Origin of the sequence: Bacillus sp. ISL-55, assembly GCF_018613155.1 — a bacterium.
In the GTDB taxonomy this organism is placed as follows: domain Bacteria; phylum Bacillota; class Bacilli; order Bacillales; family Cytobacillaceae; genus Mesobacillus.
On record NZ_JAGGQU010000031.1, the window covers coordinates 157,515 to 182,390 of the forward strand.

Here is a 24,876-nt window from a genome sequence, read left to right on the forward strand (position 1 = left end):
CTTCAACAATAGAGGAAGGATAACCCCTAAGTGCTGCCAACTTGTCCACTTCCTCTGGCTGTAGCTTTTGGCTGGAGTTCAGCTAAAATCATCTTATAAAGCGGAAGAATGAACATAAACCCCTCCGCTTTTTGTTCTTCCCATGGTTTGCTCATTCCCTCACATTTCTAAGCTCGCTCATAGTTTGGCAAATCTGATTTTCCTTTCAACCCTCCTGCAACAAATAACTAGCTATATGCCTTATCAAATAACTATCTTTTTCTTAAAATATTTGTTATTGTATTTAAGATAAAAAGATTGCTAAGGAGGGATTCTTCGATGATCTCCATTTTATTCGTGTTTGTTCTTTTTGCTACTTTCATTCTTTTCTATATAAATAAGCTTACAGATTCCCTCTGCATCCAGAAGGAAATACCTGAAGACAAACATGCGAAAATATTCAGGACGATCAATATTTTAGTTACAATTCTGCTAATTTCATCATTCGTTGAAATTTTGTATACGTGACTACATAGAAAAGCGCAAGCCTCTTGGTCCGCTCGACAAGCGGTGGAGGTCCTGATGGTGAAGTCGCTCTTTTACTTCACCGCCAGGACTGAAATAGAAATGTATAGCTGACTGCTCTGAAGGACCCTGAACAAAACGTCTCGAGGAGTTGAGACGCAGCTAGACGAGCGACTCAAGGGTTTTAGCGCTGGAGCTGGACATTTCTCGAAGCAGAAATAAGAAAATACTATTACATAAATTAAGCGGTGAGGCTTCCCTCACCGCTTTTTATTATCAGAATTGATGAAGCATTTTTAATGATTAAGGCATGCAGAAAGCATCGCCTCATTGATGCTTACAGCCAAGATGCACCGATGATGATTAACAGAATGAACAAGACCACGACCAATGCAAAGCCGCCGCCGTATCCATGTCCTCCTCCAGACATTGAGGTTCCTCCTTTCTGCTCTAGGAACTTGCCTTAAAATCGTTGTTCAGAAGCATGGGGGGGCCAAATGTCCCCCATGCTCTTTACTCAGAGATTAAAGCCAAGCTGCACCCACGATGATTAACAGAATGAATAACACGACAATTAACGCGAAGCCGCCGCCGTATCCTGCACCCATATTAACACCTCCTTCCAAAGTGGTTATGGTATCTTATTCAAGTAATGTCGTTTCCGCATAGGCAACTATCCTGCATTCCTTGCATTTTGTTGATTACAGGTATGCTGCACCTACAACGATCAGCAAGATAAACAGGACAACGATTAACGCAAAGCCTGAATTATAGTGGCCCATTATCAACTACCTCCTTTTTTCTCTTCTCTACATCGTATGCACAGTCGAACAAACGGTATAGATATTAGCCCATCTCAATAAATAACCAGTAATATCCATTAGTTATTTTTTGTGGAATATTGAAATTATGTTATAGTAGAGTTTGTGGATTAAAAACGGCCACTAGAATTTTCTGTTTAGGAGATGTTCACCATGAAAAAAATGATAATTTCCCTCACGGTTGCAGCCGGAGTAATGGGACTAGGTGCATGCAGCAACGATAATGCTGATTCTTCAGAAGTCATCGTTGAGTCGAAGGCAGGCAACATTACTAAAGAAGAGCTTTACCAATCCATGAAGGAAAAGTATGGAGAGCAAGCACTTCAAGAATTGCTTTACCAAAAGGTACTTGCGGAAAATTATGAAGTGACTGATAAAGAGGTTGAGGAAAAAGTGGCCGAGCTTAAGGAAGAACTTGGAGAGAACTTCGAGCTAGTCCTACAGCAGAACCAGCTTAAAGACGAGGAAGAATTAAAAGAAGTCCTTAAAGACCAGCTTTTAATGGAAAAAGCTGCGCTTAAAGATGTAAAGGTCAGCGAAGAAGAAGTTAAGAAGCGTTACGAAGAGTACAAGCCAGAAATCAAAGCCAGCCATATCCTTGTAAAAGATGAAAAGACTGCACAGGAAGTAAAGAAAAAGCTTGATGAAGGTGCAAAGTTTGAAGACCTTGCGAAAGAGTATTCTCAAGACCCTGGTTCAGCTGCACAAGGCGGAGACCTTGGATTCTTTGGCCCTGGAAAGATGGTTCCTGAATTCGAAGAGGCAGCTTATGCCCTTGAAGTAAATAAAATCAGCGATCCTGTACAATCACAGCACGGCTTCCACATCATCAAGGTGACTGAGAAGAAAGAAAAAGAATCTTACGAAAAAATGAAGGACGAGCTCGAGTATGAGTTGAAACTAGCTCAGCTAGACTCTAACAAGATTCAAGAGGTTCTAAAGCGTGAGCTTGATGCTGCTAATGTAAAAATCAAGGATAAAGACCTTAAAGGCGCTGCTGAATTCCCAGAAGCAGAAGCCCAAACACAACCGCAATAAGAAGAGCGGAAGCGCCTTGTCCAGCCCTGACAAGCGCTGGAGGTCCTGACAGTGAAGTCGTTCTTTGACTTCATTGGCAGGACTGAAGCGACTCGAAGGGCTAGGCGCTGAAGCTGGACAATTATCAAAGTTGAAATTATACAAATTCTGATATAGTGAAAAACACTGGCTCCAGTATTGGAGACCAGTGTTTTTTTTATGCTTCCGCCGAATGTTCACGTCGTTCCTTTTCCCGCTCAAGACGCTTCATATAAAGCTCGCCCTCACGTTCGATGCTTTCCATTTCTTCTTTTCGTTCTTCTTTCCCTGTTTTCACTGCCATGAAGGCACTGAATACGATCCCTGCTGCGACTGCTATTACCCAGATTGGAATTGACATTTCTTCATACCCTCCATTTAAAAGGTTGTCCAAATTGAACTCTTACAGTATTAATATGAGATTTAATCTAAAATATGCCTCAGGAGGTTAAAAAGATAAAAAACAAAAAGACCCCCTCCACAGAATTGGAGTGAGGCCATTTTTGCTTTTACTTATGGAATACAGGCTTGTAAAAGGACCGGTTATCAAGCGCGAATACTCTTTCGGAGAACTCGCCTGGTTTAACTCTGGCAAGCGCACGGTCGAGCATATTCATTTTTGCATCAAGATTATCGATGTAATGCAGAATTTCAGCCTCTTTAATCATCGGTGGTTTCGGGCTGCCCCACTCTGCTTTCCCGTGGTGAGACAATACCATATGCTGAAGTATGACTACTTCCTCACCGCTGATGCCTAGTTCATCGGCCGCCTTGCCAATTTCATTGACCATGATGGATATATGTCCGAGCAAATTCCCTTCAACCGTGTAAGTTGTTGAAATCGGGCCGGAAAGCTCAAAGACCTTTCCTAAATCATGAAGGATAACCCCCGCATACAAAAGATCCTTATCAAGGCTTGGATATAGTGTTGCGATCGATTTCGCAAGGTCCAGCATGGAGACAACGTGATATGCAAGTCCTGAAACAAATTCATGATGGTTCTTTGTTGCCGCAGGATATTCCATGAATGCATTAATATGCTTTTTCAAAAGGTGTCTCGTGACCCTCTGGATATTAGGGTTCTTCATTTCGAAAATATATTGGGTGAGCTTGCTGCTCATTTCATCCTGACTGACAGGGGCTGTTTCAAGAAAATCAGATAGTTTCACAGAGTCAGCTGTCGAAGAAGGCCTGATTTGCCTGATTTTCAACTGGTTTCGCCCTCGGTAGTTCTGAATATCTCCCTGGACTTTTACAATGCTTTCAGCACTGTAAGTACTTTCATCTTCATCAGATACATCCCAAAGCTTTGCTTCGATTTCCCCGCTCTGGTCCTGGAGGACGAGTGTCAAAAACGGCTTCCCATTACTGGCAATCCCTTTTGACGAGTGCTTGATCAATAAAAATAATTCTACCTGGTCCCCTGTTTCGTGATTCAAAATTCCTTTATTCATAGTTAACCGCCCTCTCCTCTCTGCAACAGTATAACATACAGAGTCTATTGTCTCTGATTCTCAAACCATGGCATTTTTAAACTATATTTGTACTTTTTTCTTGCAGATTGAGAATTTCCTTTTCCGAAAAGTAGTCCAGCAGATGACGATGGCATGTAAAAATGAGAATCTGATTGTTGTTGCTCATTTCCCTAAGCAGCTTAATAATCCGGGCAGTCCTATTATGATCAAAATTGACAAAACTGTCATCGATGATAATCGGGAATGGATAACGTTCATAATGTCCGGCTGCAAGTGCCAGCCTGATGGATACATAGACTTGTTCTGCAGTTGCCTGGCTTAGTTCATTCGCTTCAAATAACATATGATCATTTCTTTCAATCAGAAAACCGTTTCCTGAAAGTTGAGGAATGATTTTCACATAACTTCCATCAGTCAAAATCGACAGAAAGTTCTCTGCTTTGGCAAGCATTCTCGGCAAGCGCTCATCCTTATAACGGTCTATTGTCCTCGAAAGCAAATCCTTGGCAACTGCAAACCTTGCCCAATCCTTTGCATCTTCCGCAAACTCATGCTGAAGCTGCTTATATTTATGAAGCAATTCACTGTATGTACCGCCTTCTTCAAGTACCTTCATCTTATGCTTTACATCGGCGATTACATCAAACTGTGTGGTTAATTCCCTCTTGCTGTGTTCTAGCCTCAATTCATTTTCCTCGATTTGTTCCTCAAGCGAAACTCCTGTTAGAATCATGTCACGATCCTCATTGGTCAATCCGGATGCAAGCAGCTGATAATTTATATCCTCCTGCCTTGCACTCAAGTTTTTCACCAATGCAGCATCCTTCGCTTTCTGCCTGAATGCATCCTCATCTTCTGTTCCGGCCAGAGCTAGTAACCCTTTCTTTTCTTGACTGATCACTATTTCTTCCTTCTGAAGTGATGAATGTTCCTCTTCAACTTCCTCTAGTTTCACGGTCAATTCGTGATACCTCGACTTCTGGTCAATTGCTTCACGCAATGTCCGCTTCAGCAGACTGGCTGCCTCCACCGGAGCAAGAGTGTTATTATGAAGAAAACGTTCAGCAAGCATTTCCAGGCTGTTTTCCATTTCCGTTAAAGATTCAGTTACTTTCTTTATGCTTTCTTTTATTCTCTTCCTCTCACGGAAGTATTGCTTCTGGGTATCGATTAATTGATAGGCTTCCATCACTTTGATCGTGCCTGCAGTTTCCGTTAGGCCGAATCGCTTCAGTAATTCTGCCTTTTTCCGCTTTATACCGGCCATATCCGCTTCCCATGCTTCAAATTGCTGGACAACTTTATCAAAACGATCATGCTGCTGCTCGATTTTGATGAGCAGTTCACGATAGCGCATCCTCGCCTCCTCGTCCCTGGCAAGCAGATTTTTGATTGTAAAATCACTGCCTTCCGGCTGGATGCCTAACGCATCTTTTAGCTCTCTTTCCCGTTCCAGCAGCCTGGATAGGATTTTGTCATCCACTGGCACTTTCTCATTTGACTTATTGCGCGCAGCAAACAAAAACAACAAACCTGCTATCCCGATTCCAGCTAGTAGCCATGTACCATTTGTGATTCCCCAAAGAAACACAATGAGAAAAATACCTCCGAGAAGCAGCAACTGATTATACTCTTTCTTTTGTTGCATTTTTCTTCTGTTTTTTTCACTTTCTTCCCTGGATTTGGCCGCTTCAACCTGGTCTGCCACATAATTTAATTCGGACTGGATCCTATCTTTATTCTTCAGGAGATCCATTTCGTTCACTAATTGATTTCGCTTTCCTTCTTCCAGAAGTTCAGCTTTTGCACCTTCAGCCCTTGCCTCAAGTTCTGCTAGTTCCTTTTTCTCCTCTTCAAAGTCAGCCTCCAACTCCAGCTTTTTATCCTTTAATCTTTGCTCTGTCTGCTGGATGTTTTCGGCCTCTTCTTTAATAAAAATACTTGTGTTGATTTCATGGACATTTTCTTCATTAAAGTCTGTATGAAGCTTGTCATTTAGCTGACTTATTTCTTCTGTTATTTCCACCAGTTTGGATTCAAGAAGTCTTTTTTCCTGCTTCAGTTGGTCATATAAAGGCAGATTCTCAATTCTGGCTTCAATCTCAGTTTCCATTCCGAGTAATTCTGAATTCGGTCTGCTCTTCTCCAATTCTTCCAGTAAATGGTCCTTCTTCTCTTTTATCCTTAACAATCTTGCCTCGATGGCCTTAAGCTGCTCGTCCAATTTTTCATGAAGGTTCATGCCATCTTCCGGAAAAAATCCCGGATCATGCTCACGGATTTTCCTCTCAATCGTTGCGGCTTCTTTGACAAGCTTTTCATTTCGCTTGTACTCACGAAGCTTAAACCCTTTTTGCTCCAGCATGGCAATTTCGTTCTGCAACTCAGTAATTTTCTTGCCTAATCCATCTTTCGTACTGATCAGCTCAGAGTATTTCTCGTTCTGCTGTTCTGCAATTTTCAAGGAAGTTTGGACTTCCTTCAACTCTTTCAATTTCTCATTCAATAACGGCCTTTTCCCGCTTGGCTTGAAACGCTGCTCCATTTCCTTTGTCAGGAAACTCTCCGTATTAAAGAGCTTATCAGTACCAAGCGTTCCGGCAGAGAACAAGTACCTCCCAAGCTCTTCTCCGTTCATCGCGTTGATATTTTGCAACCCATGGACGTTGAACGAATAAATAGCCTGGAAAATGCTTTTATCCATTCTTTTCAGAAGATTCTTAAGCAGCTCTTCTCCGCCAATCGTCCCGTCCTCAAGAGATACAGTCACATCGCCGGCAGCCTTGCCCTTCACTCTCTCAATGACAGCCACTCCACTGTCAGGAAAAAAAGCTTTTATTTTGCCGCCATACTTTGAATTATTCTTTGGCTCATAGCGGATTTCCGCACTTTGCTTAGCCGGAAAGCCGAACAGAATGCTGTGGATGAATGACATAATGGTCGACTTCCCGGCTTCGTTTTCGCCATAGAAGATCTGCAATTGGCCTACAGAGCCAATCACATAATTCTCGAGCTTGCCATAACCGTAAACATGCAGTTCAATGAGTTTCATCATGCTGCCTCCTTTCATTAATTTTTCAGGAGAATCTGAAGCAGAATCCTTTCAGCATCCTCAACCAGCTGTTCTTTTTCACTTTCCGACAGCAGCACCAAATGCCTTCTAGCCTGGCTGTGCTGGAATAATGGAGACAGTGAGTCTTTTATATCATCGTATTGCTCAATAGAATTGAATAACTCCTCATAAAAATCGCTTTGCTTAATCAATTCAGCGCGGTCGACAGCAATGTTTTCAGTAAATTTAAGCCTGTGCACCCAGACAAAAGACTCCTCATCCTTTTCAGCTTCCTGCAGAAGTTCAAGGAGCTCACCACTGGCTGCTTTTTCAATGACATCTTTCTGACCCGAATCCAGATTATCAATCCGGATATCCAGCAGGACCCCTTTTCCTTCCCTTCTTTTCCCATCAAGGACGGCCAGGCATTTTTCATATATGGCATTGAAGCTTAACGAATCATTCGCATCAATAACTGCTTCATCCCATATCACATCTGCTGTTTCAATAAAAGAAACCTCGGATCCTGCTTCTGTCAACTTAACAATAAACGCCCCTTTTTCGCCGAGCTCCCTCCTGTTTCGTCCCTGGGGATTGCCCGGATAGACAACATAAGGCTGCTGCGACAAAAACTCCCTCTTATGAATGTGGCCAAGTGCCCAATAATCATAGTCTTTATCAATAAGCTCGGATAACCTGAAAGGAGCGTATTTCCCATGATCACTCACTCCCTCAAAATGGCCATGAAGCAAACCAATGTGAAAATCCGCACCATCAATCTTTTTATACTTCTCAATCCATCGCTCCATGACATGCCGCTCAGGATAGCTGAAACCGTACAAATGGACAAGAGTTCCATCATGTTTCCTAAAATCAGCCTTTTCCACCTGATCTGAGTAAATGTGAACATTTTCAGAAAAATCAATACTCACAGTTTTTGCGCCAAGATGGTCATGGTTACCGTGAATACCATATACCTTAATCCCTTTGTCAGCGAGCCTCCCCATTTCATTGCGAAGAAAAGCCTGAGCCCGTATGCTCCGGTCCTCAGCATCGTATAAATCACCTGCAATGATGACAAAATCAACTTCATGTTTAATCGCAGCATCCGTAATATTTTTCAAGGCTGTAAAAGTACTCTCCTGCAACCTTTGAAAAATTGCTTTGGGCAGATGCCTCAGACCGACCATCGGACTATCAAGATGAAGGTCGGCAGTATGTAAAAACTTCACCTGTTTCATTTGGTTATTCCTTTCCCGTCCTATTTTTACTTTTATTTTAACACTCCAAAAATACGAATGCACGTTCTGTTAGCTAGATTGCAAAAAAAACTGCAGTTCTCTTCTGAACTGCAGTTTCACTTTTACCCAAGATATATCGTTTTCACTGCCTCTTCCTTCACTTTTTGCTCTTCCATCCAAACACGGTATGCTTTTGCTTCCTGTCTTGAGCTTACTGCCTTTACTAGTTGCTCATCAATAAAATTCAGAGCCGCCCCGTCATCTGCTGCATACCCCGCTTTAATCCTGGCCGAACCAACGAAACTCTGATACGCGGGCCGGCGCTCCTTTTCCCCATCATAATGCGGGCAATTACTCCCTTTTAAAAACCCGAGAGTCTTCAGCGGTTCAAGTCCGCTGCCAAAAGAATCTGTTACCCCTTCCTCAAACCAGCAGATCGAACCAGCGCTAACACCAGCCATTATTTTTCCCTGCTGCCAGGCTTTTCGGAGGATGATATCAAGTCCCCATTCCTTCCAAAGAGCTAGCAGGTTCTTTGTATTTCCTCCTCCAACATAGATAATATCCTTATCCATAACATAGGATTCCAGGTCCCTTGTGGGCGGACTAAATAATGAAAGATGTGATGGTGTACATTCATGTCTTTCAAAAGCTGTATAGAACCTCGTAATATAATTGTCAGCATCCCCGCTGGCAGTCGGCACGAAGCAAACCTTTGGCGTCTGCTTTTCAGACTGTCCCAGGATATACAAATCCAATAGCGGGTTCTCCGGCTCCATCGAAAAACCTCCTCCGCCCATAGCAATAATCTGCCTCAACATGAACACTCTCCTTCTAGTAAAATGGTAATCTTTCGGTTAGAATTCTGGTTCCATCTTCCTTTCGTGCACAGGTTCTTCTTTATATTACCCAAATTTTTGTTACCGCTCCTTTTCGGGCAGATCCCACGTTATCCCTTATAAATATTCCACTACGTATTTCGAAATCCTCCCTGTAAAAAAGCCGCAATCCGAGGATTACGGCTTTTACCATTATTCGTTTTTGGTTAGCTGCAATGCTTTTTTGATGTCCTTGAATGAATTTGATTTTCCGTACATCAGGACGCCGCCTCGGTAGACTCTGGCACCAAATATAGCCAAGAAGGTAATTGTAGCAACAAGGATTCCGATTGATAGGGCGATTTCCCAGAAAGGAATGTTCAGCATCCCTACACGCAGGAACATCAGCATCGGCGAGAAAAACGGAATGAAGGATGTATATTTTACAAATGGCGCTTCTGGCTGTCCCAGCCCGAACATCGCCATCATGAAACCAGCTACAACCAGGAGTGTCATCGGTGTGATCATCTGCTGTACATCTTCAATCCGGCTGACAAGAGAGCCAAGGAAGGCTGCCATAGTCGCATACAGGAAATACCCTAAGATGAAGAAAATGACTGCATATGCGATTGTGCTGCCTGCGATATTTCCAAAACCGAAGAACTCGAAGAATCCACCTTCCATACTATCAAGATTCTTTTTGATCGAGAAGTACCCGACAAGCAAGAGAACGGCCAGCTGAGTCAAGCTTAATAGCCCAATCCCAAGAATCTTCGCAAACATTTGCTTGATAGGGGATACACTGGATATCATAATTTCCATTACTCTTGATGATTTTTCAGTCGCGACTTCCATAGCAATCATGTTGGCGTACATGATGACCGCAAAATAAATGATGAAAAGAAGAACATAAACCAACCCTCGTGCCTGATTCAGTTCCTCTTCCGTCTTGGCATCTTCTTCAAGAGCAGATTTTTCAAATTCTACTGGAGCATAAAGTTTTTCCAATTGATCTGGAGCGATATTGATTTGAGTGGATGCCATCGCCGTTTTAATCTGCTGTAATGCCGCCTGCAGGTCTCCAGGAATAGCAGAATCCGCAATGCTCATCGCTTTGTAGGAAGCTGACGGAAGCTCTTCATCGTTAAGGCTTAATTGAAGCAAGCCTTTATATTTCCCTTCCTCGACTGCTTTCCTGGCACTTTCTTCATTTCCATCATACTTTTCCAGGACAAGCTCTTCGTTGACCATCTTCATTTGCTCATTCAGCGGCTTAAAAAGCTGGCCTGTCTCGTCAATGACAGCGATTTTATCGGTCTCGTCACCTTTATTGAAAAAATCGATGATGTTTGTCATATTTGTTAGCGCCAGCATAATTCCTACGGTCAGGATCGTTGTAACTAAAAAGGATTTCGTTTTCAACTTGCTCATGTATGTATGGATTAGGATGATAAAAAAATTATTCATATGAATCACCAACCTTTTCAATGAAAATATCATTTAGACTTGGTTCTTCAAGGACAAACTTGCGGATGAATCCTTTGCCAACTATATCTTTTAAGATGTCTTCGGCAACCTGCTCACCTGAGATCTGGAGGTGGATTCCCTCTGCCGTCATTTTTGCTTTTGTCACGCCAGGGTACTCTTTCAGGAGTGAAGTATCAAAATCCGCATGGATGACCAGATTCTTTTTCCCGAAGGAACGTTTGATTTCTCTCAGTGACCCATGGACTACTGGACTTCCTTTGTGCATGATGCAAATGTGCTCACACATTTCTTCCACATGCTCCATCCGGTGGCTTGCAAATACGATAGTAGTACCAGCATTTTTGAGTTCGAGGACCGCTTCCTTTAATTGCTCCACATTCACCGGGTCCAGCCCGCTAAAAGGTTCATCAAGGATCAGCAGCCTTGGCTTATGGATGACGGCGGCAATAAACTGGATTTTTTGCTGGTTACCCTTTGAAAGCTCCTCAACCTTTTTATCCGCATACTCTGGCACCTTGAAGCGATTTAGCCAGTAATCAAGCTCTCTGAGGGCTGCCTGTTTTTGCATCCCTCTTAATCTTGCAAGATAGACGATTTGCTCGCGAACTTTAAGTTTTGGATAAAGTCCTCTTTCCTCAGGCAGGTAACCGATGATACTGCTCGTTTCATAATTTATTGGCTTTCCATCCCACGTGATCCTTCCATCTGAGACATCAAGGAGACCAAGGATCATCCGGAAGGTCGTTGTCTTCCCGGCGCCATTTGCACCAAGGAATCCGAACATTTCTTTTTCTGGTATATTGAGTGAAAGCTGATTCACTGCTGTGAAATTGCCAAATCTCTTTGTAACCTGTTCCAGCTGTAAGACCATATTCATCTTCCTCCTTTTCCAATAAATTACTACGAATTTTACAGGGTAATAGTTTCATATTTTAAATATATTTTTTATTTTGCATATTTAAAAAAGTTATGCAAAAATAATAGTAATCATCTGAATTTTGCAAGAAAAGCTTAGGCACCTCGGAACTGCAGCTAGGCAAGCGACTCAAGCTGTTCAAAGAAGAACTAGCAGGGATGAAAACTGGCTAGGCGCTGGAGCTGGACCATTATCGAAGTTAAATTTGTACTTACTAATCTTTTAAAAAAGGGGAAGTTGCGATGGACATTTACAAACTGACAGCCTTTGAACCAAATGGGGAAAAATTGATTGACGAGTCATTCCAGGCCGGCAATGATGAAGAGGCAAAGGAAATCGGGGCAAGAATGCTTGAAGAAAAAAACCTCAGCGACAAGACGCACCGCTGTACATCACCTAGAGGAAAATTGGTTCTTTTCCACCCGTAAGAAAAAAGCAAAGAGGTCACTCCTCTTTGCTTTTCTCTTTACTTACCTCTAAATTGCGGCTTCCTTTTCTCTAGGAAAGCTTTAATACCCTCCTGATGGTCTTCAGTCTGGCGCATTTTAAATTGTCCGTATTTTTCCAGTTCAAGAATTTTCAATAGATTAGGCCTGTTTTTCTCAGCTAGGATTTTCTTTGTTTTGATCATAGCCTGAACCGGTTTGTTCAGCCATTCTTCTAGCTTTCCTTCAATTGCATCTGCAAAATCTCCCGTTGGTACTTCGTCGATAAGTCCCAGTGTCAGGGCTTCATTGGCAGAAAGCGTCTTGCCTTCCCATATCAGTTGCTTCGCCTTCGTTTCTCCAAGGCGCTCCTCCATGAAAAAGTGGCCTCCGCCATCCGGAATCAAGCCGATGCCAATGAAATTCATCGCAATCTTGCTGGATGGCTCTGCGATTATGTAATCTGTCGCGAGCGCCAGGCTGAATCCCAGGCCTGCCGCAGCACCTGTAACGGCTGAGATTGTTACCTTTGGCATGCTGTACAAAGTCACAATCATATCGTGAATATCGTCCATCACATGGTAGAAATCGCTTTCATTTGTATTGGAAAGCATCGTTTTAATGTCACCGCCAGCAGAAAAGGCCCGCCCGGCTCCTTTAATTAATACGATATCAATCTCATCCGACTTGCAGATTTCCTTCAGACTCATCGTGATTCCCTTAATCATTTCCACATCAAGAGCATTCAGTGCTTCAGGCCTGTTCAGCTCGAGAACCGCAACACGTCCATTAATGTTCAATTTTACAGTGTCCGTTGAAAATTCAATCGCCACCATTCATCCCCTCCATTTATCCTTATATTTTTATTATATAGGGAGAAGTTATATTTAAAAACCTTTTTTCTTACTATTTAGATTTTTTAAAGAAATTGTAGCTTTTTTCCACTTCGCGGAATTATAAGTCTTTAACAGGAGATTGCTAGTCCCTACTATGGAATAAAACTTATTTCAAAACGAAAAGCTCCCGAGATTCATCTTCGGGAGCTTTTTCATCATTAGATTGTCGCTTTATTAAACAAAGTATCGAGAATTTCGATCTTTTTATTGGCGTATTCTTCAAAGCTATCGTTATATGACTTTGGATCCTTTGGATTCGAGAATTGCGTGATGATACCTGTTTCCGGGTCTATGAACTTACTTGCTGCTCCGCATCCAAGGCCAATGATGGTTTGCTGCTCTTCCATGATGATAATATTGTACAGGCTCTCTTGCTCAGGGAAAGCGTAGCCGACATTCTCCAGGTTGCCTAATATGTTCTTCTGCCTGTACAGATAATACGGGACGTAGTCATGGTCCTTCGTCCATGATTCAGCCATGTTCATCATTTTTTCTATTTCATCGCGGCCAGAAACTTTATATTTTTGTTTATTCCTGGTCATTTCTGAGGCTCTTTTAAAAGAAAGAGTGTGGACAGTCAAAGATTCCGGCATTAGCTTTTCCGTTTCTGCAAGGGTGTGGGCAAACTCCTCTGTGCCTTCACCTGGAAGGCCGATAATCAAATCCATGTTTATATTGTTCATACCCATCTCGCGGGCCAGATGGAATTTCTCAATCGTTTCTTCCACTGTATGGTGACGGCCAATTGCCTTTAAGGTTTCCTGAATGTATGACTGTGGATTGATACTAATCCGGTCGATATTCCACTTTTTCAGCACTTCAAGTTTTTCAGGTGTAATTGTGTCCGGCCGGCCTGCTTCAACGGTCACTTCCCTGATATTCTCAACATCCGGGAATGCCTGCTGAACTTCTTCATACAGCATATCCATTTCTTCAGCGGTAATCGAGGTCGGTGTGCCGCCTCCATAGTAAACCGTTGTAATCTTGATATCATTCTTCTTCAGCCAGTCGCCGATTTGGCGGATTTCGTAGTGAAGGCCGCCTAGGAAAGAATCCACTGACCCCTGTCGGCCATTGATCGCATAAGCCGGGAAGGTGCAGTATGCACACTTCGTCGGGCAAAATGGGATGCCAATATAAATGCTTACACCATTTTTCAGATCATACAAGTCAGGCAGGACAGCAAGCTGACGGTCAACAATTTGCTGCATGAGCTGTATTTTTTCATCGGATATCAAATACTGCTCTTTCAATTCTCTATGTGCATCTTGCTGATTCATTCCTTCACGAAGCCTTTTATGCAATAGCTTAGTAGGACGGACTCCGGTCAATATGCCCCACTTCTGGATCATTCCCGTCCAGTCCTGGAGCACTGTTAAATAGGCTCTGGAAATGACGGTCTTAAGCAGTTTGAATTCTTCTTTATCGCTCAAGCCAGCTGGAATTTCTTTGTTGGCCTCTGCTGTAAAATTCTTGCCATTTGCCGCCAAAGCAGCTTTTACCAGAAACTCCCCGTCGGCATTTTGAACATCAAAATCAATTACCGCATCAACTTCCTGACCTGTCTCGCTTAATCTGACTTCTGATTCTTCAAAGAATAAATTAGCGATTAATCCTAAAGGACGCAGTAATCTGTCATCTTGTATTCCATTTATATTAATTCTCATGAGATTCACCTTTTTCATTAAACGTGCTCCAATAAGTGTAATAGAAGTATGATTCAAAGGTCAAGACAGTGCAAAAGCTACCAGTTTTCGTTATAATTCGGATTGAGTATTATTGACCACTGATCTAATTTACTTAATAACCTCACATATTCCTGAATCCAACACTTATATTCTTAAAAATTTTTTCATATTTTCCTTAAACACCCTGATATATTCTTAAATCCACAATATATTCCCAAACACAGCAAAAGCATGCCTGTGATCAGCATCAGGCATGCTCGTATTTTACATTTTTATTATATTCATTTTCTTCAGGAATTCAATTGGCTGCTGCTTGCGGAAATGTTCCTTGACCATATAGCTGACACCATGCTGGTTATTCGATCGGGTTACCCAATCCGAAGCTTTTTTTACTTCTACTGAAGCATTCCCCATGGCGACGCCAAGTCCGCAGGCTTCGATCATTTCAATGTCATCATGCCCATCGCCAATTGCGACCATTTCTTTCAGCTTTATGCCAAGGTGTTCACCTAACTGGATCAGACCATTTAGTTTTGAGACACCCTCAGGCAGGATATCCAGCCTGTAATCATTCAGCTTGGACAGGGACACTTCTGAGAACATCCCATGTATCGCCTGCTGCGCATCCTTCAAATCTTCTTCGTACTCGAAATAGACTTCGATTTTAGGAGGAGAGACTGGCTCATTGACCAGGGTTTCACTGATAGAATCCGTGAATTGCTGTGAGTAAAAAATAGGATCGCCTGATGTAAACACGGTTTTCGCCAGCAGGTTATGGTTTAATTTATACTTGTTTGCCAGTGAAAACTTTTCATGCACAAGGCGGATCTGGCACGGGAAACTTTCCAGGAACCTGACAAGCTGGAAGGTTACATCTTCTGGGATCCGTTTTTCAAAAACCGGTTCACTTCGAAGATCATTAGAAATATAGGATCCAAGATGAGTTACAAGCAATGAATTTATTTTCAGCGCTTTACCCACTTTTTTGGCAGATGGAAAGCTTCTTGAAGTTACTAGAGTCACGTAAACTCCTTTTTGCTGAACGTACTCAATCGCATCCCTCGTGGATTTATGGAGCCTTCCATTTGATTGGATAATCGTTCCATCCACGTTAAGCGCAAGAAGACGGTAAATCATAATTATGCCCCCATTTCTTCGGTGTTTTTGTCCTTATTTAACTTGTATGATAGAAACCGAGAGAATAGAACATGGGCCAGATTTTGACTTAGCTTCCTTTGGGGATTCTCTTGTCAGGGTAAACGCAAGCGAGTCTTGCCTTTAAAAAGAGTCATAGATGACGGACAATTCCCCCTTTTTTTCACAACAACAAAAAACTCCCGCACAAGGGCGGGAGTTTGCCATTCTATTATTGCTGCTGGTTCGGATTTCCGTAAAGCTCTTCAAGAGGCTTCATGATGACCTGGTTAAGTTCGCCAATAACCATGCTCATTCTTTGCTCTGCTTCCATCAGCTTTGAGATTAACTCATGCTGCTGGACAAGTGCCACTGTCTTTTGCGCCTGCTCTACTTCTTCCTGAGTAATTTCCTGCCCAGTCATTTGCTTCTCCTGAAGCTGCAGCTGGATATTGCGGAAGTTCTCAAACATTCTTTTTGCTGATTCATCGCTGTTTACAGCATCATAAAGTTTTTTTAATTCTGTGTACTCCGCACTGTTCCTGATTGCTTTTTCCAATTCGTAGGCTGAATCGTAAAGATTTACTGCCATTCAAATCACTCCTTCTACGTTAAACGCTCCACACCACTATAACAAACTATGTTGCTGAATGCCAAAAGTTCGGATTATGCACAATCCACCTCCTATTATGAAATCACCAATAACAACTACTATTCATAGGATGCAATATGTGTGTTTGCCTATATTACAGTAGCAAGTTTTCTTATTCACCCAAAAAGAAAATGAGGAGAAGCTATGACGCCAGCAAAATCGAAAAGCTTACCCATCAATCCCGTCATTGCTTTGCTGACTGAAATAAAAGAAGATAACGGACCTGACTTCGGTAAAGTCCACTCCTTTTGCGAAGAGCTTCACCAGGGAGTTTCTGAACAAGGCGGAAGTTTTTATGTATTTTCACTGAAAGGCTTTTCTGATGAAGGAGTCGAGGGCTATTCATACGATGACAATGCAGATGACTGGAAAAAAGGAATTTTTCCATTTCCCGCTGTCATCTACAACCGGGTTTCATCCCGAAGGACCGAAATCAGCAAAGGATTTAAGGGATTTTTAAATAAATTGGATTCTCTGGGAATAAAGATATTTAATCACAGGTTTCTTTCAAAGTGGGAAATACATGAATCACTATTGAAAGAAGACCATTTGCATTCGTTCATACCTGAAACGCATCTATATTCCGCCAGTCAGCTCGAAACCATGCTCGAAAAGCATGATGAGCTATACATCAAGCCTGTTCATGGCAGCCAGGGACGCAATATTATCCAGGTGGCCAAAAATGACGGGATGATCAATGCATCATTATCTTCAATGCCGGCCAGGGATCTTCCGGGCTTCAAACATGTATCAGAACTGGCCCGTGTCATCAATCCCATAGTTGGAAAGCGGCTATGCATCATTCAACAGGGTGTACATCTATCAGAGCTAAATGGCAGAAGGATGGACTTCAGGGTTCTCTGTCATAAAAACGCCCAGCAGTTCTGGAAGGTTACTTCCATCGTTGCCAGAGTTTCTGCCGAACAGCTTTTCGTATCTAATATAGCCCGCGGAGGCGAAGTCATGAAACCAGGGCATACTCTCGCTTTGATTTTTGGAAAGGAACAAGCGAGGCATCAGTTGGCGTTAATGAAAGAGCTGGCCTTGGAGATTGCAGAAGTCATCAGCAGAAATGCTGAAGGACTCACAGCTGAGCTGGGGATTGATATTGGAATTGATATTAAAGGGAACCTATGGCTGATCGAAGCAAACTCCAAGCCTTCCAAAAACTTTGAAGAACGCGGCACGAAAATAAGGCCGTCAACAAAAGCCATTATCGACCATTGCTATGGACTTTGCCAGCTATAAACTGAAATGCGCAAGCGCCTTGGTCAGCCCCGACAAGCGCTGCAGCTGAACATTTCTATAAGCGAGAATTATACTTTCTTATCCCTGCACAAAAGGAGTAATGCAAATGATTACCTTCGGAATGATGTCACTTTCTTTTAAAAGTGAACTAACCTATTTTACCGAGATTGCCAGGAGAGCGAATCCAGCCATGTTCACCTGCTTTCGGTTCTCACCGGCTAAAATCCATCCAGTAACACAATTGGTATCGGGAGAAAAATTCGACCACAATAAAGACTGCTGGGTTAAGTCCGAATTTCCGCTCCCGATGATCGTTTATGACCGATGTTTTTATACAAATGATCCTTTATCGAAGCAGGCGATGGCGATTGTGAAATGGCTCAAGAAAAAAGCGGATATTACCTTCCTGGGAAATGGCTTGCCAAATAAATGGGCCATATACGAGGTTCTGTCGAAATCCTCCCTGTCTCCATACATCCCGAAAACGACTCTTATCGGAAGCGGAAAAGATGTTGTTGCTCAGCTGGAGGCTATGAAAAAAGCAGTCTTGAAACCGATCTTCGGTTCTGGTGGCGCAGGGATTTATAAAATTGAAAAGTCAGGTGGAGAGTTTGAAATTTCAGCTGATCCTGGCGGCAGATTATCTACAAAAACTTTCCATTCTACCTCTGAGACGGAGGAATGGCTCGACAGCCTGTTGAGTAAAAAAGAGTATATGATGCAGCCTTATCTAGAACTTTCCGATACGCAAAATTGTCCTTTTGACATAAGAGTACTGCTGCAAAAGGATTCTGAGGAAAAATGGATTGTGCGCGGCAAGGGAGTCCGCCGCGGCAGCAAGGATGGAATCCTTTCAAACTTGCGTGCCGGCGGAGAAATCCTGCCACTTGAAGAGTATACCAATTCACTGAGTACCCGTTCAAAAAGATTCATCTTACACGAAATGGAGGAAATTCTCTCCATGCTGCCCGGTATCCTTGAAGCATCTTTTCCTCGGCTTTTTGAGTTGGGCGTAGATATTGGTGTAACAAAGAACCATGCCCTATGGGTGCTTGATACAAATTCAAAGCCTGGCAGAAAAGTCATTGCTTCAACAAATCCGGACCTGAAAGAGGTTCTATATAATGCACCGCTTGAATATGCCAGAGTCCTTTCGAAAATTCTGCCAGAAAGAGAGGAACAGCGCTTATGAGAAAAAAATATCCTGTTGAAGTCATTTCACACTCCAAGCAACTAGTCTTTTTACCTGCTGATCTGACACATCATAAGGAAATCAATAAAATCGCTTTTGGCAACAAGGTAGTTGATGTTACATGTGCACCACATCCTAAAGGAAGAAATGTGATCGTACTTAGTAATGATGTGCAGAAGGAGCTTTCGATGCCTGATTTATCAACTTCATTGCATATTTTTTTCGATCAGCATACATTGTTTATCGGGCCCCTGATAGGTATTCTGACGTCTGGATTCACACCTTTTCCTTTGAGACCGATTGGTGAGAGGTCCATGTTCTTCGCCAAGCTGCTCTCGGTCAATAAATCTGTAGGTGCCCTTCCCTTCGTCTTTGGCGAGGAACATATTGACTGGGATCAAGGATTGATCGAGGGTTATTTCTTTGTCGATGGTGACTGGATGAAAATTAAGGTGCCATTCCCCAATGTTGTGTACGATCGTCTGCCAAATCGGCGCACCGAAAGAAAATCGGAACTTCGCAGCTTGAAATCGAGGATGCAGACCGATTACTTGATTCCCTGGTATAATCCAGGCTTTTTCAGCAAGCTGGATGTATTTGAGCGTTTGCAGCAGGATGAGCGTGCAACAGAGTACCTTCCTGAAACACATCAATTCTCTTCTTTTTCCGTAATTGAAAGAATGCTTGCAAACTATGGAAACGTCTATGTCAAACCGGCTAATGGAAGTCTTGGACTGGGAATCCACCAAATTTTATATGATAAACACAATGGCTATTATTATTGCCGTTACCGTGATCAGGAGGGCATTAATAAGTTAACCAGGTTTGAAAGCCTTGAAAAGTTAATGAAGAAGGTCTTTCACAAGCGAAATCTTTCCCAGATGATTGTTCAGCAGGGTATAAGCCTGCTTAGATCCGAAAAAAGACTCATTGATTTCAGAGTCCATACAAATAAAGATGAATACGGGCAGTGGCAAGTTGCAGCAATCGCCGCAAAAATTGCCGGCCAGGGCAGCGTGACCACCCATGTGAATAATGGAGGAGTCGTAAAATCCCTTGATGAATTGTTTGAAGACAGAACCGAGAGGGAGCTTTGTGAGAAGAAACTTTCTGAAGCATCTCTGCTGTTAAGTTCCATTTTGGAAAAGAATATGGAGGGAATCATAGGCGAGATTGGCTTTGACTTAGGAATCGATAAATCGGGAAAGGTTTGGCTTTTTGAAGCCAACTCAAAGCCAGGACGATCGATCTTTAAGCATCCAAAGCTAAAGAATTTTGATCTGCTCACAAGAAAGCTGTCTCTATCATTCGGCATTTTTTTAGCAGAGAAAGCCATTACGGCCCCTGAGGATATTTTCAAATGATTCTCCGCTATAATGCTGAATCCAAGGAATGGACGCATGAAGCCAAAGCTGGCGAAAAATTCAGCTTTGGCTTTAATAAAATCAGCGTCCCTGCCGCTTCATCAGAGACACTCCCGCAGAGCAGCAAACAGTTTTTATTGAAAAACAAGCAGGAAAATATCGGACCGCTGGTTGGAATCATGACCTCAATGAGCAAGAATATGTCTCTTTCCGGCAATGGTTCATTGTTTCAGGCACTTCAGACAGAGATGCTGAAACGGAATGGATTGATTGTCGTCTTTCCTCCTGAAACCATCATCAAAGATGGACTCACCGGGTTCGTATTTTTGCCTGATGCTCGAAAATGGATTCCTGTGAGAACACCTCTGCCTCACCTTGTTTTCAATCGTGTCCCCTTCCGAAAAGCAGAGCATCAGCCAGCCTTTAAAGATGCCGTTAACTACCTGACAGCGCTCGGAATCCCATTTTTCAATCCTGCCTTTATCAATAAAAACAAGCTGTATTCATTATTTGCCAGACATCCACAATTAAGAAAGCTAATGCCTGAAAGCATTGCTGTGAAATCGATGATTCAGTTAGCCGCCTTCCTTGATAAGCATGAGCGCATTTACCTGAAGCCTGCTTCATCTTCTAAAGGGATTGGGATATTCCGGCTCCGGCAAAAAGATGGGCAAATAGAATTCGACAGCCATTCACATCGCCATCTTTATCCTGGCATAAAGGAATTCTGGAAGGTTAAATCGAGGCAACTGTTAAAATACGAGTATATTGCCCAGAAAGAAGTCACTCCGACAGCCATCGATGGCAAACGATTCGACTTCCGCGTCCATGCCCATGACGGACCGGATGGGTACGAAGTGACTGGAATCGGCATTCGCCAATCACGGAAGCAGGACCTGACCACCCACCTGCCAAACGGAGGTATCATGCTCCCCTATATTAAGGTAAAAAATGACAGACATGACCAATTTTTCGACTGGGCCGTAAAAGAAATCGGACAGCTGCTAACTGAAGAGTTAGGCTATTTCGGAGAATTCTCCCTTGATGCTGGGGTCACAGAAAAAGGCCATTATGTCATTTATGAAGTCAACTCTAAACCAATGAGCTTCGACGAACCCCAGATTGAGGAAAAAAGAATCTCCGCTCTCGTCGATTTATTTTTCAGGAAAACAGGATTTTGATGGAAGTTCCCAGGTACAATTCTTGTGGGCCGCAATGAACCGCGGCTCCTTTTTTATTTTCTCTATCCTTCTCCTTCATTTCAATAAGGGTTTATCTGCACTTCTTCTTGCTCGAATACTATATAATGATGAAAAAGACATTTTCACAGGGGGAATCAGATTGATTACTCATTTTCAATTCAAATCATTATACGAAAATAAGGATATGCCCGGCTGGCATTTTTCATTTTATTTTAACAAGCAGAAGTTTACGGGAATCTATCATCAAAACGGGGATATCGAGTGGACCTCTGAGGAGCCATCCGTCGAGCATATCCATCAGTTGAAAGAACAAATCCACGAGCTGATGCTCTTCCATGTATATGACAAATAAGGTGTATGATTCTGCTCCTTTTCCGGAATTCTAAGCTTAAAAACGGTGAAGGAGGATATCATGAAACAAAAACGGAGCAAGAAGTTCGCTGAGGACTTGCAATATGAGGGACGGGAAGAGGTTTACGTCGATGTTGACCGGATGATCAATGAAGGCATGGCCGGCGGTACTGTACACAGATTGGACAGTACACCCAATATCGGTGAAAGCCATGACCTTTACCCAGAAGACCCGCCGAACGAATGAAAAGCGTAAGCGCCTTGAACAGTCCCGACAAGCGCTGGAGCTAAACACTAATCTTAGTATTAAAATTAATACTGTATTCTCAAACAAAAAAAAGACACCACATCCTAAAAGGATGCTGGTGTCTTATCTGCTTTTTACAATCATATTTACTGCTTCTTTGATCGCTTCGTCGGCATCTTTGCCTTCCTGAGCTGCTTCAGTGATGCAAGATTCAAGGTTCTTAGCGACGATAAAACCAATCGCGCGGTCTACTGCGGAACGGACAGCTGATAATTGGGTAACAACATCCTTGCAGTGGTTTTCTTCTTCCATCATGCGGATGACTCCGCGTACCTGGCCTTCTAATCGCTTCAAACGATTTTTCATTTCTGTTGTGTATTCCATTTCCTACACCTCTCTCTTACGGTACCCCGTATTGTATCTATTATACCAGCGTTTTTTCCTTTTTTCTACCAGTTATAGCACTTTGAGCGAATTAACATTTAAAAGCTACACCTGTTATAATAAAAGATATGTCAGCTTTTATCAAATTAAATCTGAGGATACTTATATGATTAATAAAATATTATCTTATTTCCCTGATTCTGTCACGCATGAAAATAACCCACTGCCTTCATCACCTGATTACTACTGGTTTAAAGAGGCAGATCAAAGTCCTTTGTGGATTGGTATTCCCAAAAATAAAATTTCTGAAAGCCAGCTTGAACTAATGAAAAACTTGTTTGAATTTGTCGAGTTGGAAAATAATACACATCTAACAGGGGCAGCGCATTCCTGGAATCAATTTCTTTTCCATGATGGTGTTTTGCCAGCCACAGCGTTCGACGAGGTCCGTTTTATCCAGTTCAAGTTGCAGTCAAATAATATTGAATTTGAGGAAATCCATGAAGCTTTAAAAGGGTTCTTCCCTGACCACACAACCCTTTGGGTAAAGGATTCGTACGGAATCATCATTGAAGAAAAAAAGGAAGTGCCGGAAAATGCAGACGATCTTTTTTCCATTGCCTCAACACTTGAGAGCGACTTTTATGTAAAAATCTCCTTCTATATCGGCAAATTCCAGAAGGCTTCTATGCAGCTTCCAGACTTTTTCAAAAAAGAAAAAAAGGTTTTCGAGGAATTGACCACACATACCAACCGTGATGCTGTATATACCTTCGAAAAAGCTTTCCCGATGCTGCTAGCGGCACATTTGCCAGATCATCTTAAAGAGATTCTAGAGAATACCATCCTTGAAGCGTTTGGGGAGGATAAAGAGTTAATGGCGACGATAAAGGTATTTCTTGAAAGTAATTCTAACGCTTCTCTTTCGGCCAAAAAACTTTATGTCCATCGCAATACTCTTCAATACAGATTGGACAAATTCATGGAGAAGACCGGCGTCAGCTTAAAGGATTTTGATGCAGCTGTTGTAGTTTATCTAGCCAGCATTTATGAAGAACTGCGCTGAATCATTACCATTAAACAAATTGCATAAAAGGGCTTACATTATTTTTGTGCACCCTGCCGATGATTATTCTAGGTCATTTCCGCTAAACTGTTTTTGTAGACAAACAATCAGGGAGGCTTTAAAAAATGGCCGAGTTAAAATTAGACAACATTTATAAAATTTATGATAACAAAGTAACAGCAGTTGAAGACTTCAACCTTCACATCCAGGATAAAGAATTCATCGTATTCGTAGGTCCATCTGGCTGCGGTAAATCTACTACACTTCGTATGATTGCAGGACTTGAAGAAATTTCTAAAGGAGATTTCTACATCGATGGAAAGCGCGTGAACGATGTACCGCCAAAAGACCGTGATATCGCAATGGTTTTCCAGAACTATGCACTCTATCCACACATGACTGTTTACGATAACATGGCATTCGGATTGAAGCTTCGTAAATTCGCTAAGGATGAAATTGATCGCCGGGTTCAAGAAGCTGCCAAAATCCTAGGTCTTGAGCCATACTTAGACCGTAAGCCAAAGGCACTTTCTGGTGGTCAGCGCCAGCGTGTTGCATTGGGACGTGCCATTGTCCGTGATGCTAAGGTCTTCTTAATGGACGAACCATTATCAAACCTTGATGCAAAGCTTCGTGTACAGATGCGTGCAGAAATCGCAAAGCTTCACCGCCGTCTGGATACAACGACTATTTACGTAACGCATGACCAGACTGAAGCGATGACGATGGCAACTCGCCTTGTAGTCATGAAGGATGGTATTATCCAGCAGGTTGGAGCTCCTAAAGAAGTTTACGAAAATCCTGAAAATGTTTTTGTTGGCGGATTTATCGGATCGCCTTCCATGAACTTCTTTACTGGTAAGCTTGAAGAAGGGAAATTTACAAATAATAATTCTTCTATCGCTATTCCAGAAGGCAAAATGAAAGTTCTTCGCTCTCAAGGTTATGTCGGCAAGGAAATCATCCTTGGCGTAAGACCAGAAGACCTTCATGACGAGCCAGTATTCATCGATGCTTCTCAAGGTGCTACAATCAAGGCTACTGTCGAAGTTTCCGAATTGACTGGTGCAGAAACAATGATTTACTCTCAATTCGAGGGCCAGGACTTTGTAGCACGTGTTGATTCACGTACTGATGTTGCACCAGGCCAGATAATTGAATTGGCATTCGATATGAATAAGGTTCACTTCTTTGATGCTGAAACAGAAAGTAGAATCCGTCCGTAATAGGAAAAGCGCAAGCGCCTTGGTCAGCCCCGACAAGCGCTGGAGGTCCGACCGGTGAAGTCGTTCTTTGACTTCATTGGGCGGACCGAACTCGAAAAGCGGAGGCGACTGTTCAACTCCGAAAAGCGCTGGAGGGCCTGACCGTGAAGTCGTTCTTTGACTTCAGGGGCAGGACCGAAGCGTCTCGAGGAGTTAGGAGCCGCAGCTAGACAAGCGACTCGAGGGGCTAGGCGCTGAAGCTAGATTAAGAAAACTACATGCAGTTATTCACACCTAAATAATTTTATAATTTCCTTAACAATAAAAAAAAGGTAAACGCACCGAATCCCTTTTAGAAAAATTCGATTTATTGCTAAATACTATCTTACCACTTACAGCAAGGGGTGACAACCAATCGAGGTATGCGAAAAGTCCCACTGCCGGCTGACAG

27 protein-coding genes are annotated in these 24,876 nt (G+C 42.5%); 11 read left to right on the forward strand and 16 right to left on the reverse strand.

Annotated elements, in window-relative coordinates; genetic code table 11:
- Positions 1–26: 26 nt before the first annotated feature.
- Positions 27–155: a hypothetical protein gene (locus J7E32_RS22980; protein ID WP_286183300.1), complete on the reverse strand. Its 129-nt coding sequence runs from the start codon at positions 153–155 to the stop codon at positions 27–29.
- 163 nt (positions 156–318) lie between these two features.
- Here J7E32_RS22980 and J7E32_RS15525 point away from each other — a divergent pair, with 163 nt between their 5' ends.
- Positions 319–507, forward strand: coding sequence for a hypothetical protein (locus J7E32_RS15525; RefSeq protein ID WP_286183301.1), 189 nt, complete (start codon positions 319–321; stop codon positions 505–507).
- Positions 508–841: 334 nt separating this feature from the next.
- Here the strand turns inward: J7E32_RS15525 and J7E32_RS15530 are convergent, their stop codons facing one another.
- From J7E32_RS15530 to J7E32_RS15540, 3 genes are all read right to left on the reverse strand, one after another.
- Positions 842–934 carry a YjcZ family sporulation protein gene (locus J7E32_RS15530; protein WP_214908942.1) on the reverse strand — a complete coding sequence of 31 codons (93 nt, stop codon included), beginning with the start codon at positions 932–934 and terminating at the stop codon, positions 842–844.
- Between the two features lie 94 nt (positions 935–1,028).
- Positions 1,029–1,112: a YjcZ family sporulation protein gene (locus tag J7E32_RS15535; RefSeq protein ID WP_064503397.1), complete on the reverse strand. Its 84-nt coding sequence runs from the start codon at positions 1,110–1,112 to the stop codon at positions 1,029–1,031.
- A 93-nt stretch (positions 1,113–1,205) separates the two neighbouring features.
- The gene (locus tag J7E32_RS15540; protein WP_023615406.1) at positions 1,206–1,286 is read right to left on the reverse strand and encodes a YjcZ family sporulation protein; all 81 of its coding nucleotides are present in this window, start codon (positions 1,284–1,286) and stop codon (positions 1,206–1,208) included.
- 192 nt (positions 1,287–1,478) lie between these two features.
- On the opposite strand from J7E32_RS15540, the gene J7E32_RS15545 reads away from it, so the two are divergent.
- Complete coding sequence (locus J7E32_RS15545; protein ID WP_214908944.1) at positions 1,479–2,363, forward strand: peptidylprolyl isomerase; 885 nt, start codon at positions 1,479–1,481, stop codon at positions 2,361–2,363.
- 196 nt (positions 2,364–2,559) lie between these two features.
- Here J7E32_RS15545 and J7E32_RS15550 read toward each other — a convergent pair whose 3' ends face one another.
- From J7E32_RS15550 to J7E32_RS15580, 7 genes are all read right to left on the reverse strand, one after another.
- On the reverse strand, positions 2,560–2,742 hold the full coding sequence (locus J7E32_RS15550; protein ID WP_102261744.1) for a sporulation YhaL family protein: 183 nt from the start codon (positions 2,740–2,742) through the stop codon (positions 2,560–2,562).
- 148 nt (positions 2,743–2,890) lie between these two features.
- Positions 2,891–3,835, reverse strand: a complete 945-nt coding sequence (gene yhaM / locus J7E32_RS15555; RefSeq protein WP_214908946.1) for a 3'-5' exoribonuclease YhaM — start codon at positions 3,833–3,835, stop codon at positions 2,891–2,893.
- Positions 3,836–3,911: 76 nt separating this feature from the next.
- Positions 3,912–6,911 (reverse strand): ATP-binding protein, encoded by a 3,000-nt coding sequence (locus J7E32_RS15560; protein WP_214908947.1) that lies wholly within the window; start codon positions 6,909–6,911, stop codon positions 3,912–3,914.
- 14 nt (positions 6,912–6,925) lie between these two features.
- Complete coding sequence (locus tag J7E32_RS15565) at positions 6,926–8,149, reverse strand: metallophosphoesterase family protein (protein ID WP_214908950.1); 1,224 nt, start codon at positions 8,147–8,149, stop codon at positions 6,926–6,928.
- 122 nt (positions 8,150–8,271) lie between these two features.
- Positions 8,272–8,967, reverse strand: a complete 696-nt coding sequence (locus tag J7E32_RS15570; protein WP_214909021.1) for a Type 1 glutamine amidotransferase-like domain-containing protein — start codon at positions 8,965–8,967, stop codon at positions 8,272–8,274.
- Positions 8,968–9,180: 213 nt separating this feature from the next.
- Positions 9,181–10,434 (reverse strand): ABC transporter permease, encoded by a 1,254-nt coding sequence (locus J7E32_RS15575; RefSeq protein WP_214908952.1) that lies wholly within the window; start codon positions 10,432–10,434, stop codon positions 9,181–9,183.
- Positions 10,427–11,326: an ABC transporter ATP-binding protein gene (locus J7E32_RS15580; protein ID WP_214909023.1), complete on the reverse strand. Its 900-nt coding sequence runs from the start codon at positions 11,324–11,326 to the stop codon at positions 10,427–10,429. Before J7E32_RS15580 ends, J7E32_RS15575 begins: the two co-directional genes overlap by 8 nt.
- A 287-nt stretch (positions 11,327–11,613) precedes the next feature.
- Here J7E32_RS15580 and J7E32_RS15585 point away from each other — a divergent pair, with 287 nt between their 5' ends.
- Positions 11,614–11,799, forward strand: coding sequence for a YhzD family protein (locus J7E32_RS15585; RefSeq protein WP_214908954.1), 186 nt, complete (start codon positions 11,614–11,616; stop codon positions 11,797–11,799).
- Between the two features lie 38 nt (positions 11,800–11,837).
- Here J7E32_RS15585 and J7E32_RS15590 read toward each other — a convergent pair whose 3' ends face one another.
- From J7E32_RS15590 to J7E32_RS15605, 4 genes are all read right to left on the reverse strand, one after another.
- Positions 11,838–12,632: an enoyl-CoA hydratase gene (locus tag J7E32_RS15590; RefSeq protein ID WP_286183302.1), complete on the reverse strand. Its 795-nt coding sequence runs from the start codon at positions 12,630–12,632 to the stop codon at positions 11,838–11,840.
- Positions 12,633–12,850: 218 nt separating this feature from the next.
- Complete coding sequence (locus tag J7E32_RS15595) at positions 12,851–14,359, reverse strand: coproporphyrinogen III oxidase (RefSeq protein WP_214909027.1); 1,509 nt, start codon at positions 14,357–14,359, stop codon at positions 12,851–12,853.
- Positions 14,360–14,644: 285 nt separating this feature from the next.
- Complete coding sequence (locus J7E32_RS15600; protein ID WP_214908956.1) at positions 14,645–15,517, reverse strand: Cof-type HAD-IIB family hydrolase; 873 nt, start codon at positions 15,515–15,517, stop codon at positions 14,645–14,647.
- Between the two features lie 229 nt (positions 15,518–15,746).
- Positions 15,747–16,106, reverse strand: coding sequence for a YlbF/YmcA family competence regulator (locus tag J7E32_RS15605; RefSeq protein WP_214908958.1), 360 nt, complete (start codon positions 16,104–16,106; stop codon positions 15,747–15,749).
- A 204-nt stretch (positions 16,107–16,310) separates the two neighbouring features.
- On the opposite strand from J7E32_RS15605, the gene J7E32_RS15610 reads away from it, so the two are divergent.
- The 6 genes from J7E32_RS15610 (at position 16,311) to J7E32_RS15635 (ending at position 21,770) form a co-directional block, all read left to right on the forward strand.
- Positions 16,311–17,414, forward strand: a complete 1,104-nt coding sequence (locus J7E32_RS15610; RefSeq protein ID WP_214908960.1) for a YheC/YheD family endospore coat-associated protein — start codon at positions 16,311–16,313, stop codon at positions 17,412–17,414.
- Positions 17,415–17,520: 106 nt separating this feature from the next.
- A complete protein-coding gene (locus J7E32_RS15615) occupies positions 17,521–18,606 on the forward strand; it encodes a YheC/YheD family endospore coat-associated protein (protein WP_214908962.1) in 1,086 nt (361 codons plus the stop codon).
- On the forward strand, positions 18,603–19,970 hold the full coding sequence (locus J7E32_RS15620) for a YheC/YheD family endospore coat-associated protein (protein WP_214908964.1): 1,368 nt from the start codon (positions 18,603–18,605) through the stop codon (positions 19,968–19,970). Before J7E32_RS15615 ends, J7E32_RS15620 begins: the two co-directional genes overlap by 4 nt.
- Complete coding sequence (locus J7E32_RS15625) at positions 19,967–21,151, forward strand: YheC/YheD family endospore coat-associated protein (protein WP_214908966.1); 1,185 nt, start codon at positions 19,967–19,969, stop codon at positions 21,149–21,151. Before J7E32_RS15620 ends, J7E32_RS15625 begins: the two co-directional genes overlap by 4 nt.
- A gap of 160 nt (positions 21,152–21,311) precedes the next feature.
- On the forward strand, positions 21,312–21,524 hold the full coding sequence (locus tag J7E32_RS15630; RefSeq protein WP_214908969.1) for a YheE family protein: 213 nt from the start codon (positions 21,312–21,314) through the stop codon (positions 21,522–21,524).
- Between the two features lie 60 nt (positions 21,525–21,584).
- On the forward strand, positions 21,585–21,770 hold the full coding sequence (locus J7E32_RS15635) for a hypothetical protein (protein WP_214908971.1): 186 nt from the start codon (positions 21,585–21,587) through the stop codon (positions 21,768–21,770).
- A 123-nt stretch (positions 21,771–21,893) separates the two neighbouring features.
- Here the strand turns inward: J7E32_RS15635 and J7E32_RS15640 are convergent, their stop codons facing one another.
- A complete protein-coding gene (locus J7E32_RS15640; RefSeq protein ID WP_041966706.1) occupies positions 21,894–22,154 on the reverse strand; it encodes a metal-sensitive transcriptional regulator in 261 nt (86 codons plus the stop codon).
- Positions 22,155–22,320: 166 nt separating this feature from the next.
- Between J7E32_RS15640 and J7E32_RS15645 the strand changes: the two genes are divergently transcribed.
- Entirely contained in the window at positions 22,321–23,220 is a 900-nt protein-coding gene (locus tag J7E32_RS15645; RefSeq protein WP_214908974.1) for a PucR family transcriptional regulator, read from the forward strand.
- 125 nt (positions 23,221–23,345) lie between these two features.
- Positions 23,346–24,446: an ABC transporter ATP-binding protein gene (locus tag J7E32_RS15650; protein WP_214908976.1), complete on the forward strand. Its 1,101-nt coding sequence runs from the start codon at positions 23,346–23,348 to the stop codon at positions 24,444–24,446.
- Positions 24,447–24,876: the final 430 nt, after the last annotated feature.

Coding starts and splice junctions, on each gene's coding strand:
- J7E32_RS15595 (WP_214909027.1), bottom strand. CDS start 14,359: ATGAGAATTAATATAAATGGAATACAAGATGACAGATTACTGCGTCCT.
- J7E32_RS15600 (WP_214908956.1), bottom strand. CDS start 15,517: ATGATTTACCGTCTTCTTGCGCTTAACGTGGATGGAACGATTATCCAA.
- J7E32_RS15540 (WP_023615406.1), bottom strand. CDS start 1,286: ATGGGCCACTATAATTCAGGCTTTGCGTTAATCGTTGTCCTGTTTATC.
- J7E32_RS15640 (WP_041966706.1), bottom strand. CDS start 22,154: ATGGAATACACAACAGAAATGAAAAATCGTTTGAAGCGATTAGAAGGC.
- J7E32_RS15535 (WP_064503397.1), bottom strand. CDS start 1,112: ATGGGTGCAGGATACGGCGGCGGCTTCGCGTTAATTGTCGTGTTATTC.
- J7E32_RS15580 (WP_214909023.1), bottom strand. CDS start 11,326: ATGGTCTTACAGCTGGAACAGGTTACAAAGAGATTTGGCAATTTCACA.
- J7E32_RS15650 (WP_214908976.1), top strand. CDS start 23,346: ATGGCCGAGTTAAAATTAGACAACATTTATAAAATTTATGATAACAAA.
- J7E32_RS15565 (WP_214908950.1), bottom strand. CDS start 8,149: ATGAAACAGGTGAAGTTTTTACATACTGCCGACCTTCATCTTGATAGT.
- J7E32_RS15590 (WP_286183302.1), bottom strand. CDS start 12,632: ATGGTGGCGATTGAATTTTCAACGGACACTGTAAAATTGAACATTAAT.
- J7E32_RS15610 (WP_214908960.1), top strand. CDS start 16,311: ATGACGCCAGCAAAATCGAAAAGCTTACCCATCAATCCCGTCATTGCT.
- J7E32_RS15615 (WP_214908962.1), top strand. CDS start 17,521: ATGATTACCTTCGGAATGATGTCACTTTCTTTTAAAAGTGAACTAACC.
- J7E32_RS15585 (WP_214908954.1), top strand. CDS start 11,614: ATGGACATTTACAAACTGACAGCCTTTGAACCAAATGGGGAAAAATTG.
- J7E32_RS15525 (WP_286183301.1), top strand. CDS start 319: ATGATCTCCATTTTATTCGTGTTTGTTCTTTTTGCTACTTTCATTCTT.
- J7E32_RS15575 (WP_214908952.1), bottom strand. CDS start 10,434: ATGAATAATTTTTTTATCATCCTAATCCATACATACATGAGCAAGTTG.
- J7E32_RS15605 (WP_214908958.1), bottom strand. CDS start 16,106: ATGGCAGTAAATCTTTACGATTCAGCCTACGAATTGGAAAAAGCAATC.
- yhaM (WP_214908946.1), bottom strand. CDS start 3,835: ATGAATAAAGGAATTTTGAATCACGAAACAGGGGACCAGGTAGAATTA.
- J7E32_RS22980 (WP_286183300.1), bottom strand. CDS start 155: ATGAGCAAACCATGGGAAGAACAAAAAGCGGAGGGGTTTATGTTCATT.
- J7E32_RS15560 (WP_214908947.1), bottom strand. CDS start 6,911: ATGATGAAACTCATTGAACTGCATGTTTACGGTTATGGCAAGCTCGAG.
- J7E32_RS15550 (WP_102261744.1), bottom strand. CDS start 2,742: ATGTCAATTCCAATCTGGGTAATAGCAGTCGCAGCAGGGATCGTATTC.
- J7E32_RS15530 (WP_214908942.1), bottom strand. CDS start 934: ATGTCTGGAGGAGGACATGGATACGGCGGCGGCTTTGCATTGGTCGTG.
- J7E32_RS15620 (WP_214908964.1), top strand. CDS start 18,603: ATGAGAAAAAAATATCCTGTTGAAGTCATTTCACACTCCAAGCAACTA.
- J7E32_RS15545 (WP_214908944.1), top strand. CDS start 1,479: ATGAAAAAAATGATAATTTCCCTCACGGTTGCAGCCGGAGTAATGGGA.
- J7E32_RS15635 (WP_214908971.1), top strand. CDS start 21,585: ATGAAACAAAAACGGAGCAAGAAGTTCGCTGAGGACTTGCAATATGAG.
- J7E32_RS15645 (WP_214908974.1), top strand. CDS start 22,321: ATGATTAATAAAATATTATCTTATTTCCCTGATTCTGTCACGCATGAA.
- J7E32_RS15625 (WP_214908966.1), top strand. CDS start 19,967: ATGATTCTCCGCTATAATGCTGAATCCAAGGAATGGACGCATGAAGCC.